Source organism: Psychrobacter sp. H26 (assembly GCF_059073035.1).
The window spans coordinates 1111686-1123552 of record NZ_JCACRW010000001.1; the positions used below are offsets into that span (position 1 = coordinate 1111686).

9 protein-coding genes are annotated in these 11867 nt (G+C 44.4%); 3 read left to right on the top strand and 6 right to left on the bottom strand.

Annotated elements, in window-relative coordinates; translation table 11 throughout:
* Positions 1-38: 38 nt before the first annotated feature.
* The 3 genes from metK to AC5JPT_RS04535 all read left to right on the top strand — a co-directional run bounded on the left by metK (position 39) and on the right by AC5JPT_RS04535 (position 2196).
* Entirely contained in the window at positions 39-1205 is a 1167-nt protein-coding gene (gene metK, locus AC5JPT_RS04525; protein WP_493857269.1) for a methionine adenosyltransferase, read from the top strand.
* A gap of 75 nt (positions 1206-1280) precedes the next feature.
* Positions 1281-1640 carry a DUF3144 domain-containing protein gene (locus tag AC5JPT_RS04530; protein WP_493857270.1) on the top strand — a complete coding sequence of 120 codons (360 nt, stop codon included), beginning with the start codon at positions 1281-1283 and terminating at the stop codon, positions 1638-1640.
* A gap of 211 nt (positions 1641-1851) precedes the next feature.
* A complete protein-coding gene (locus tag AC5JPT_RS04535; protein ID WP_493857271.1) occupies positions 1852-2196 on the top strand; it encodes a hypothetical protein in 345 nt (114 codons plus the stop codon).
* A gap of 129 nt (positions 2197-2325) precedes the next feature.
* On the opposite strand, the gene AC5JPT_RS04540 is transcribed toward AC5JPT_RS04535, so the two are convergent.
* The 6 genes from AC5JPT_RS04540 to AC5JPT_RS04565 all read right to left on the bottom strand — a co-directional run bounded on the left by AC5JPT_RS04540 (position 2326) and on the right by AC5JPT_RS04565 (position 11798).
* On the bottom strand, positions 2326-3978 hold the full coding sequence (locus tag AC5JPT_RS04540; protein ID WP_493857272.1) for a BCCT family transporter: 1653 nt from the start codon (positions 3976-3978) through the stop codon (positions 2326-2328).
* A gap of 228 nt (positions 3979-4206) precedes the next feature.
* Positions 4207-5850 carry a BCCT family transporter gene (locus AC5JPT_RS04545; RefSeq protein ID WP_319050486.1) on the bottom strand — a complete coding sequence of 548 codons (1644 nt, stop codon included), beginning with the start codon at positions 5848-5850 and terminating at the stop codon, positions 4207-4209.
* 166 nt (positions 5851-6016) lie between these two features.
* Positions 6017-7282, bottom strand: a complete 1266-nt coding sequence (locus tag AC5JPT_RS04550; protein ID WP_493857273.1) for a PQQ-dependent sugar dehydrogenase — start codon at positions 7280-7282, stop codon at positions 6017-6019.
* Between the two features lie 203 nt (positions 7283-7485).
* Positions 7486-10083, bottom strand: coding sequence for an ATP-dependent chaperone ClpB (clpB, locus tag AC5JPT_RS04555; protein ID WP_493857274.1), 2598 nt, complete (start codon positions 10081-10083; stop codon positions 7486-7488).
* 215 nt (positions 10084-10298) lie between these two features.
* Positions 10299-10880: a L,D-transpeptidase family protein gene (locus tag AC5JPT_RS04560; RefSeq protein WP_493857275.1), complete on the bottom strand. Its 582-nt coding sequence runs from the start codon at positions 10878-10880 to the stop codon at positions 10299-10301.
* A gap of 111 nt (positions 10881-10991) precedes the next feature.
* Positions 10992-11798: an SDR family NAD(P)-dependent oxidoreductase gene (locus tag AC5JPT_RS04565; protein WP_493857276.1), complete on the bottom strand. Its 807-nt coding sequence runs from the start codon at positions 11796-11798 to the stop codon at positions 10992-10994.
* Positions 11799-11867 lie beyond the last annotated feature (69 nt).

Here is an 11867-nt window from a genome sequence, read left to right on the forward strand (position 1 = left end):
TTTGTCGACTACAGTCCCTGCAATTAAGCGACCCCATTATGCGTGAATACAACTTATTTACCTCAGAATCTGTGAGCGAAGGTCATCCTGATAAAATGGCTGACCAAATATCAGACGCTATCCTCGATGCTATCTTACGTGAAGACCTACATGCCCGCGTAGCTTGCGAAACTTTAGTAAAAACAGGCGCGGTCATCCTTGCTGGCGAAATCACCACAACAGCAAACATCGATTTAGAGCGTCTGGTTCGTGATACGGTTAATGGTATTGGCTATCATCATTCAGATTTAGGGTTTGATGGCGAGACTTGTGCCGTCATCAACATGCTGGGCAAGCAGTCTCCTGAGATCGCTCAAGGTGTCGATCGTAGCGATCCTGAAGAGCAAGGTGCAGGCGATCAGGGCTTAATGTTCGGTTATGCCAGTAATGAAACGGACGTATTGATGCCCGCCCCTATCGAATATGCTCACCGTCTGATGGAGCGTCAGTCTGAGCTGCGCCGTGCAGGCGATCTACCGTGGTTGCGCCCCGATGCCAAAGCACAGGTCACTCTAAAATACGATGGCAATCGTCCTGTCGCTATCGATGCAGTCGTTCTATCGACACAGCATGACCCAAGTATCTCGCAATCAGATCTACAAGAAGCGGTGATGGAGTCTATTATCAAGCAGGTATTACCAGCTGATCTGTTACATGCTGGTACACGCTATCATATCAATCCAACAGGCAAATTTGTCATCGGTGGTCCTGTGGGTGATGCTGGTCTAACTGGACGTAAGATCATTGTTGATACATACGGCGGTATGGCACGTCATGGTGGCGGTGCATTCAGTGGTAAAGATCCCTCAAAAGTAGATCGCAGCGCCGCTTACGCAGTACGTTATGTGGCGAAGAACATCGTCGCCGCGGGTCTTGCTGATCGTTGTGAGATACAGGTCAGTTACGCCATTGGTGTGGCTGAGCCAACCTCTATCTCAGTCAATACTTTTGGGACGAATAAAATCAGCAACGATGAGATCATCCGCCTGATTCGTACCCATTTTGACTTGCGCCCATATGGCATCACTCGTATGTTGAACTTACTACAACCCATGTATCAGCAAACGTCTACCTTTGGTCATTTTGGTCGTCAAGGCTCAGAGACTGCCTTTACGTGGGAAAAAACAGACAAAGCTGACATCTTAAAAACTGACGCTGGATTATAAGCGTCACTGCCTTAGAGTCTTTACAACCCATTTTATATACTAAAAATTACCGACACTTATTACTAGGAGCAGCTTATGCCTCAGGACAATATTCAAGATGGCAACACTCAAGACAGCAATGTCGAAATCACTCCTGAAATGCAGGCGTTTTATCAGCGTGCTGACGCCATTATCGGCATCGCAAACAGTCAGTTAGGTCCTGATGCTCATTCAGGACAGGTAGGCGCTTCTCTGTTGTATGCAGCTGCTCGCTATAGCGCATCAGTTGCTTCTATTGGCTTTGTTAAAGGCGATGATTTTGCCAAAGAAAAAGACGATATTGTTGAGTTTTATGTTAAACAGTATCGCCAGATGCTAAGCGACAACTTGACAGATTATGCGCAAAACTTCGATAAGTATGTGCAGCTAAACCAAGATGATAAGCCAACTGAATAAGTAGGTCTTATCCTCTTAGGAACTTATATCTAAGCATGGCAGTAACCATCTTTATCAAATAAAAACCCAAGCTCATTAGGCTTGGGTTTTTTGTGAAAGATTATTGAGTAGACAGCTATAGATTGGCTATTATATGATTTAGCAGTCTCACTATATAGCTCATAGGCGATAACAGGACGCTATTGGACGACATAAACAAGGAATTAGCCTCATGCAACATAACCTACCTCAATTACCACTCTTAGCATTCGTTAACCCGTTTAAGTCATCATGGCTTATTTTGTCCCTCGCTCTTACATCGGTACTAATACTAACAGGTTGTAGCTATACTCCTGATAGCGTCAACCCTATTCAGTCAGGCACGGACAATATCGCAGATACGCTTACCCAGTGCCCAGCTTCTCCCTCTAACAACACCATATGCACCATGCAATATGAGCCTGTCTGCGTGAAAACTCAAACCGGTTCAGTGATAAACTACCGTACTGCGGGCAATGCCTGTTCAGCATGCAACCTACCTGAAGCCATCGGTTATACAGAAGGCGAGTGTCATTAACCATTAGGGCATTATTAGTAGCAACATCTACTCAAGCACACATAAAAATACCCAACTGTCATAAGCTGGGTATTTTTATGGCGGCGAAGACTAATGGCACCATTAACATTAAAACATTCGATTTAAGAATTAAACTTCTTTTTCAATGGCTGGTGGTCCTTTTAACAACTCTTCATCACGGAACTCATTGGCAGAGTTGTGCTCTGCTGACTCTTCGGTAGTGAACCACTGCTGATTGCGATACAGTATCAAACGATCTCGGCTCAGGCCACGTAATAAAGAATACATCATCACGACGATCACAATAGCGAACGGGAAACCTGAGACAATAGAGGCGGCTTGTAGTGCACTCAGTCCACCTGCTGCTAATAATACTGCAGCGATAACGCCTTCAGAGCCTGCCCAAAATAAACGCTGGATTTTTGGCGGGTTGGTATCGCCACCTGATGTCAACATATCGATAACGAAACTGGCTGAATCTGATGACGTGACAAACCACAATACAATCATTATTACGATAAGCAAATTGACCGCGCCCGTTAGCGGATAAGACTCCATCAACTTAAAGATAGCACTACCTGTATCTGCTTGTACCGCCTCGATAAGTCCTGGACTAGCAATACTGGGATCTGCTGCTGCCATAAGTTCCATATTTACTGCAGAACCACCAAACGCAGTAAACCATAAAAATAAAATCGTAACAGGAATGAACAGCACTCCTAATATGAACTCACGAATGGTGCGTCCTCGAGAGATACGGGCAATAAACACCCCAACGAATGGTGACCAGCTGATCCACCATGCCCAATAAAATATCGTCCAAGAGGACTGCCAGTTTTCTTCGCCCTTATAAGACTCTGTCCAAAGACCTAACGGCACAATTTGATGCAAATAATTACCAATATTCTCTATTAGACTATTAAAAATAAATTGAGTGGGCCCAAAAATAATCACAAAACTCAGTAATATAATAGTGAATAATATATTAATATCACTTAGGCGTTTGATACCTTTATCAAGTCCTACAAACAGAGACAACCCTGCTAGCATCGTGATAATACCTATCAAGATAATCTGCACCGTAATACTATTAGGAATACCAAATAAGGTCTCAAGACCTGAATTGATCTGTAGGACACCAAGACCTAACGTCGTGACCACCCCAAACATCGTACCGAATACTGCTAGTGTATCTACCGTATGACCCCAACCACCGTAGATCTTTTTACCCAACATTGGATATAGTGTCGAGCGTATCGCCAGTGGTAAGCCTACCCGGTAATGGAAATATGCCAGTGATAGCGCGACCATGCCATAAAGCCCCCATACATGAAAACAGTAATGAAGGAACGAGATGTTCATCGCTTGTTTTGCTGCAGTAACAGTTTCTGGTTCTCCTAATGGTGGCGCCATAAAGTGATACAGTGGCTCAGCGGTACCCCAATAGAGCAGGCCAATACCAATACCTGCCGAAAACAGCATACCAACCCAAGAAACAAGATTGTACGCAGGTCTCTCATTTTGATGACCAAGCCTGATATCGCCGTAGCGGCTAAATATCATATAAATACTCATGGCCAATGTTAAATTGACCACGACAATAAAGAACCAGCCAAAGCGCAAAGAAACAAATGCTTTTGCTTGATTAAATACTATTTCTGCTTGCTCGTTGAATAACGCGCCAAAGATAATAAAAGCAAGTATCAATATTGCTGACGTCAAAAATACAGGTTTGCTTACCCGCGGAAAAGGGCCTACTCGGCCAACTTTTACATGATCCATAGGTATTCCCCAAAAAAAAGTGCGTAACCATACCAAGGTATGAGCCAATTATCAAATATAACACTCAAAAAACAGTCGCTAATGTATAGGTATGGTATCGACACTTTGACAGCTGTTTTGACTAACGTTCATTTATTCTAAATAGTCCTCATTTATAGAGTCCAATAAAGAAGCCCCAATTTATTAAATTGGGGCTTCTTTGAACAAACTGAATAACAACTTTAGTGCTTAGTCACCTTTTACGATCTTAGGTGGACCTTTTAGTAAATGCTCATCGACGAACTCGTTAGCAGAGTTATGATCTGCTGACTCATCTGTGATAAATCGCTGCTGCGCACGGTACAAAATCAAACGATCTCGGCTAAGTCCGCGCAATAGCGCATACATAATGACAAATATCACTAGAGCAAACGGTAAGCCTGCGACAATAGCCGCCGCCTGTAGGGCAGAAAGTCCACCAGCTGCTAACAATATAGCAGCAATAATGCCTTCTGTCGTTGCCCAAAACAAGCGCTGGATTTTTGGTGGATTGGTATCACCACCAGCCGTCAGCATATCGATAACAAAACTGGCCGAATCCGATGACGTCACAAACCATAGCATGATCATAACCACAATTAATAGCGTGATAGGTTTTGCCAACGGATAGTACTCAACCAATTTGAAGATGGCACTACCACTGTCTGCTTGTACCGCTTCAACCAACCCTGGGCTAATACCTGTCACAGCAGAAGCAAGTTCCATGTGAATAGCAACGCCGCCAAAAGTCGTAAACCAGAAGAACAAGATAAGCATTGGGATTAACAATACCCCAAGCGTAAATTCACGAATGGTACGACCACGAGAAATACGGGCGATAAAGATACCAACGAATGGTGCCCAGCTAACCCACCATGCCCAGTAGAATACTGTCCAGCCGCTCTGCCAATCGGTTTCACTGTAAGACTCACCCCATGTACCTAGTGGTACAATCGCAGTCAGATAATTACCGATGTTTTCGATGAAGCTATCGAAGATAAAGAGCGTTGGTCCTAAAATGACCATAAACGCGAGCAATACAACTGTAAAACCGATGTTGATGTCACTAAGGCGCTTGATACCTTTGTCCAGTCCCATCATGACGGAAGCCGCTGCTAGCGCTGTGATGAAAGCGATCAGACCAAACTGTACTGTCAGACTATTTGGCGTACCAAATAGCTTTTCTAGTCCAGAGTTGATCTGCATGACGCCAAGTCCAAGTGAGGTAACCACACCAAACATCGTACCGAACACGGCCAAGATATCAACAGTGTGACCCCATCGGCCATAAATTCTTTTACCCAGTAAAGGATATAAAGTAGAGCGAATCGATAACGGTAGACCGCGGCGGAAATGGAAATATGCCAACGATAGCGCTACGATTGTATAGATCGCCCAAGCATGTAGTCCCCAATGCATAAACGAGATATTCATCGCTTGCTTGGCTGCTTCTACTGTCTCAGCCTCACCCAGTGGCGGTGCCATAAAGTGATATAGCGGCTCCGCTGTACCCCAATATACTAGGCCAATACCAATACCTGCGGAGAACAACATACCAATCCAAGAAAACAGATTGTACTGTGGTCGCTCCGTTTGGTTACCAAGCCTAATGTCACCATAACGACTCATCGCCAAGTAAATACAAAGTATAAGCGCGACGTTGACCAATATAATAAATAGCCAACCGAACTTATCAGTAATAAAGTTCTGTAAAAAACTAAAGACAGCCCCTGCTGTTTCGGTGAAAAGCGCACCGAAAATAATAAATCCAACAATCAACAGTGACGATGTAATAAACACAGGTTTGCTCACCCGTGGAAAAGGCCCTAATCTACCTACTTTTACTTCTTCCATGTGCAAGTCTCAAAATTCAAGGAATATTACCTTAACAAAATAGGCTTTAACTATCAATCAATTACAAAATAAAACTTGATAAAGCCTCTCGTTTATCCTAAATGATTTTATGCTTATTTTAGAATAACTACATAAAATCATGATAATAAGCCATCTGGTTCAGTGACTATTTCGGCATTAATCTGAGTAATTGCCCGCCATCACCATCCTCCAGCGCCCACACTTGTCCATCGACTGCCATCACGCTACGAATACGCTCGCCCATATCATAACGATAACGCTCAGTAGCACTATTATCTTCATCGACACTCACTACGATGAGCGCTTTTGAGGACAAACCACTGATTAGGAAATCACCTTGCAATGCTGGGAAGTCATTATGGCTACCTGCGGTATATAGACTTAGTGAAGATGGTGAGATAACAGGCGTCCATGTGATTTTAGGCATCTCGAACTCAGGACGAGTATCATGGTCTGGGATTGGTGTCCCTGAATAATTGCGACCATTTGAGACAATAGGCCAGCCGTAATTCTTCCCTTTTTCAATCAGATTAAATTCATCACCACCCTTTGGTCCCATCTCGTTAGCCCAAAGCCTGCCATTTTCATCGAATCTGATGCCGAGCACATTGCGATTGCCCATTGTCCAGAACTGAGAGGCAATATCATTGCTGTCACTGACAAATGGATTGTCCTTTGGTACAGAACCATCAGCATAAAGCCTAATGATTTTACCCAAATTCATACTCATATCTTGTGCTGGTTCTTTGTCTTGGCGTTCGCCTGAGCTGATATATAGATAGCGTCCATCTGGTGAAAATAGCAATCGATGACTGTAATGCCCTTGTCCTGTCACTTTTGGAAACTGCTCCCAAATGGGCGTGATGGATTGCAGCATGGGTGCGTTAGTACCTAGTCCTGCGAGCGTCGCCTTGATAACTTTTGCGCCAAATGTATTGCTCTCGCTTCCCATCCCCGCTTCTGCGTAGCTCAAATACACCGCATTAGAAGTCGCAAAATCTGGTGCTAGTATAATGTCTCCTAACCCACCTTGCCCACCATAAGCAACTTCAGGTACGCCTCCGACCTTTGTTTTGCTACCTGTTGCGGTATCCACAATGAATAACTCGCCTGTTTTTTGGGTGACCAGTAGCTGTGGCGATTTGTTGGTGGTACTGGGTAGTGCGGTCATGGCCCAAGGCTCATCAAAGGTGGCCACTGACTTTGTTGTAAACTCAGGCTTTTCTAGACTGACCTGAGCATCGCTTACCTGCATATCCGCTTTAGGCACTTGCACTTCTTTATACTCTGTCACTTTGTTGCTGGTGTTTACTGTTGAAGAGTTAGAGCAAGCTGCAGTGCTGAACAGTAAAGCTGCGATTACTAGTGGCAATGCTAAAGGTTTATTAATACGCTCGATATGAGTTGTCATTGTTTTTCCTCTTTATTCGGTTTGCACTTATATTGCTAGTCATTTATTTATAGCACAGTCCTGATAGTTAAGAGAGATTTAAAACGTAAAAGAATCGTAGCGTAAAATAATTGTCTAAACGAAAAACCCCTTACCTACGATTGTAGATAAGGGGTTGATTTAGCGTATATAGTAAGGTCAAACAGACATTAACGATAAAGTGGTTAGCTCATTCTTAGCTTATCAAAAGTTAATTTGTCATCGGCACCCACATCGACTTTGATAATGTCACCAGCGACAAAATCACCTGCTAATAGTTTCAATGACAATGGGTTTTCGATCTCTTGTTGAATGGCACGCTTGAGTGGACGCGCACCATAAACAGGATCGTAACCGACTGCCACGAGCTTATTCATGGCATCTGCCGACAGCTCAATATCCATCTCACGCTCTTGGATACGCTGACGCAAGCGATCTAATTGAATGTCGGCAATACCTGCCATCTGCGACATACCAAGCGGATGGAAGACTACAATTTCATCAATACGGTTGACGAACTCTGGACGGAAATGCTGCCCAACCGAATCCATCACTTCTGCCTTGATATCGTCATAGCTCTCACCTACCATCTCTTGAATCTTATGCGACCCTAAGTTACTGGTCATGATAATAACGGTGTTTTTGAAGTCTATCACCCGTCCTTGTGAGTCAGTCAAGCGACCATCGTCCAATACTTGCAGTAAGATATTAAACACATCGGGATGGGCTTTCTCCACTTCATCGAAGAGTATGACGCTATACGGCTTACGGCGTACCGCTTCCGTCAATGTACCGCCCTCTTCGTAACCGACATAACCTGGAGGCGCACCAACTAGGCGACTGACGCTGTGTTTTTCCATATATTCACTCATATCGATACGTACGATCGCATCCTCAGAATCAAATAGGAAGTTTGCCAGTGATTTGGTGAGCTCAGTTTTACCAACACCTGTAGGTCCCAAGAACAAGAACGAACCAGAAGGGCGATTGGGGTCAGACAAGCCTGCACGGCTACGACGTACCGCGTTTGCAACGGCTTCGACCGCTTCGTTCTGACCGATGACACGCTCATGGAGCTTTTCTTCCATGGCTATCATCTTATCACGCTCACCTTGCATCATTTTGCTGACTGGAATGCCCGTTGCCGCTGCCACGACTTCTGCGATTTCGTTGTCTGTTACCTTATTCCGTAGTAATTTGACACCGCTACCTTCACCTGTCTGCTCTTTTTGCTCAGCCAAGTCGGACTCATGGATACGGCGCTCAAGCTGCGGAATGGTCTCGTATTGCAGCTTACTCATGGTCTCGTAGTCACCTTCGCGGCTAGCCTTATCATAGGCAATACGAGCCTTATCCAACTCGTCTTTGAGCTGTTGACTGCCTTTGACCAGCGCCTTCTCTGCCTGCCACACTTCATTAAGATCGGCATATTCTTTTTCTAGCTCTGCGATTTGGGCATCGAGCACTTTGCGCTCGGCTTGCGCGCCAGCATCTTCCTCATTTTTGAGCACTTCGCGCTGCATTTTTAGCTGAATCAGGCGGCTATCAAGTTTGCCTAATGATTCAGGCTTGCTATCCATTTCCATACGCAAGCGACTGGCCGCCTCATCAATTAAATCAATCGCTTTATCAGGTAGCTTGCGATCCGTAATATAGCGATGACTCATACGTGCCGCCGCGATAATGGCACTGTCTTGAATATCGACGCCATGATGCAGCTCGTAACGCTCTTTTAGACCCCGTAATATCGCGATGGTATCTTCGACCGTTGGCTCATCGACTAGAACCTTTTGGAAACGACGCTCAAGTGCCGCATCTTTTTCGATGTACTTGCGATATTCATCTAACGTCGTGGCTCCAACACAATGTAGCTCACCGCGTGCTAGTGCTGGCTTTAGCATATTACCTGCATCCATCGCGCCGTCGCTTTTGCCCGCTCCAACCATGGTATGCAGCTCATCGATAAATAAGATGACGTTACCTTCTTGCTTTGCCAAGTCGCTCAATACGCTTTTGAGTCGCTCTTCGAATTCACCGCGGAATTTTGCCCCTGCAATGAGCGCTCCTAAATCTAACGACAGCACTTCTTTGCGGCGCAGACCCTCTGGTACGTCACCATTAATGATTTTTTGTGCCAAGCCTTCGACGATGGCGGTTTTACCAACGCCCGGCTCACCGATGAGCACTGGGTTATTTTTGGTACGGCGCGACAGTACTTGGATGGTACGGCGTATCTCTTCATCGCGGCCAATCACTGGATCCAACTTGCCAAGCTCTGCTTGTTCAGTCAGATTGATCGTATACTTATTGAGTGCATCGCGCTGATCTTCTGCGTTTTGGTTATTGACCGTATCATCACCGCGTAGCTGCTCAATGACCGCTTTTAGTTTGCTAGCCGTTACGCCGGCACTTTCAAATATCTTTTTGGTTTCGCCTTGCTCAGCGAGTGCCAACATCACCCATTCAGTAGCAATGAAATCATCGCCTTCTTTTTGAGCCTGACGATCTGCCAAGTTCAAGATTTTAACCGAGTTTGGGTTTAGATTAACATCTCCTGTTGGTTCCGCAATAGTCGCCTGATTGTCTAATGCTTTGGCAACGCCATTTTTTAACGCGGGTACAGAAGCACCCGCTTGTTGGCAAATAGATAAGTTAGATTCATCTTGCAGTAGTACGCCAAGCAAATGCACAGGATCGATACCCGTATGATCACGACCTAACGCTAGGCTTTGTGCTTCTTGAATTGCCGATTGCAGTTTTTGAGTAAATTTCTCAAATCTCATATGTATATCCTTTTATAATTCGTATTATCAGAGGTCATTTTAGACGCTAGTGCCCTCTGTTATCTGTCATTTATATAAGGTATATATACAATTATTTCAAGACAGTTACGCCATAAAACCTTACTAAAAACAATGATATTTAAAATAGGGAAAACTATCCTTTATAAAGCATCAATTTATACTTACATCTTATAATTATCATAAACTTAAACCGTTTACTCAACGATTTCAATTAAGGTGCCAACCTTAACGGCTGCCATAATGGTGTCCATCTCGTCATTGGTAACCGCGATACAGCCATCGGTCCAATCTCGGCTTTGGTTCAACCAGCCCAAATGCCCAAAGCCATTCATTTGTCCATGAATCATGATATCGCCGCCTGGGCTAACGCCTAGCGACTTTGCGTGTGCTTTGTCCGCCGCATTTGGATAGCTAATATGAATGGAACGATACGCAATAGAGTTCTCGTTTTTGTAATCTAAGGTATAAATACCTATCGGCGTACGCTGATCACCTTCTTGCTGTTTATGACCAACTGGGCTGTCGCCAAGCGCGATACGATATGACCGTATGACATTGCCCCGTGCCATGAGCTGTAAGACTCGATCTGATTTATCCACAAAAACTTTATCAATAACTGTCGAGGATGGCATAGGCTCATTGGGTGTTGAGGTGCTTTCACTATAGGCAATAGCGCTAGTGCTCGAAAAGAAAATGAGGCTAATACTGATAAGTATTAGCAACGAGCGCGGATATGATTCACTTAATTGGTAAGATTTTTTGCAAAAAAATGACATGAAACTTGATCCTTATCATCAACTCTCAAGAGTAATTAATAATACTGTATCAAAGAATCATGCCATATTATGTAGATCAATTTTGTGTGAAAATAATGAAAGCAACGAGAGCTAGACCATACGAATGGCACCATCTAAGCGAATGACTTCACCATTTAGATAGGCATTATCAATAATATGGGTCACCAATTTGGCAAACTCATTGGGAGCGCCCAAACGTTTAGGATAAGGCACGCCCGCCTCCAACTGTTCACGGGCTTTTTCTGGAATAGATTCCATCATCGGCGTAGCGAAGACACCCGGTGCGATAGTCATCACGCGTATACCGTGACGAGCCAGCTCGCGAGCAAGTGGTAAAGTTAATCCAACCACGCCTGCCTTGGACGATGAGTAACTGGCTTGGCCCACTTGACCATCAAAGGCGGCGATAGAGGCTGTGTTGATAATAATACCTTGATCCGCATTTTTTCCTACATGGTTCTTTTCTGCATTGGCATCTGTAGTGCTGTCACTAGCCAAACGCTTAGCAATACTTGCTGCGACCAAACGGGCAACATTGAATGAACCGACCAAATTAATATTGACCCCGCGGCTAAATGCTTCAAGGTCTGCCGGATTGTTATCACGATCTAGCAGCTTTTGTACGACTACGATACCAGCACAGTTGATTGAGCCTTGTAAGCCGCCAAAAGCTGACTCTGCCATCTCAACCGCTAATTGCACTTCATCACCGTTGGTGATATCACAACGCACAAAACGTGCACTATCACCTAGCTCAGTGACCAATGCTTGCCCTGCTGACTCATTCAGGTCAGCGATGACGACGTTACCACCTTGATCTACAATCGCTCGAGCCACTGACTCGCCCAAACCTGATGCACCGCCTGTGACCAAAAAGCTGTTTTGTTTAACTTGCATGATTATTCCTTTAGATTTTGCTTCTTATTAGATATTTTTCTATTAAATTTATGGATGCTTTATCAACTT

Excerpts from the sequence above, each read along its gene's own strand:
- AC5JPT_RS04545 (WP_319050486.1), bottom strand. The coding sequence starts at position 5,850 with ATGGAAGAAGTAAAAGTAGGTAGATTAGGGCCTTTTCCACGGGTGAGC.
- AC5JPT_RS04560 (WP_493857275.1), bottom strand. The coding sequence starts at position 10,880 with ATGTCATTTTTTTGCAAAAAATCTTACCAATTAAGTGAATCATATCCG.
- AC5JPT_RS04535 (WP_493857271.1), top strand. The coding sequence starts at position 1,852 with ATGCAACATAACCTACCTCAATTACCACTCTTAGCATTCGTTAACCCG.
- clpB (WP_493857274.1), bottom strand. The coding sequence starts at position 10,083 with ATGAGATTTGAGAAATTTACTCAAAAACTGCAATCGGCAATTCAAGAA.
- metK (WP_493857269.1), top strand. The coding sequence starts at position 39 with ATGCGTGAATACAACTTATTTACCTCAGAATCTGTGAGCGAAGGTCAT.
- AC5JPT_RS04530 (WP_493857270.1), top strand. The coding sequence starts at position 1,281 with ATGCCTCAGGACAATATTCAAGATGGCAACACTCAAGACAGCAATGTC.
- AC5JPT_RS04550 (WP_493857273.1), bottom strand. The coding sequence starts at position 7,282 with ATGACAACTCATATCGAGCGTATTAATAAACCTTTAGCATTGCCACTA.
- AC5JPT_RS04540 (WP_493857272.1), bottom strand. The coding sequence starts at position 3,978 with ATGGATCATGTAAAAGTTGGCCGAGTAGGCCCTTTTCCGCGGGTAAGC.
- AC5JPT_RS04565 (WP_493857276.1), bottom strand. The coding sequence starts at position 11,798 with ATGCAAGTTAAACAAAACAGCTTTTTGGTCACAGGCGGTGCATCAGGT.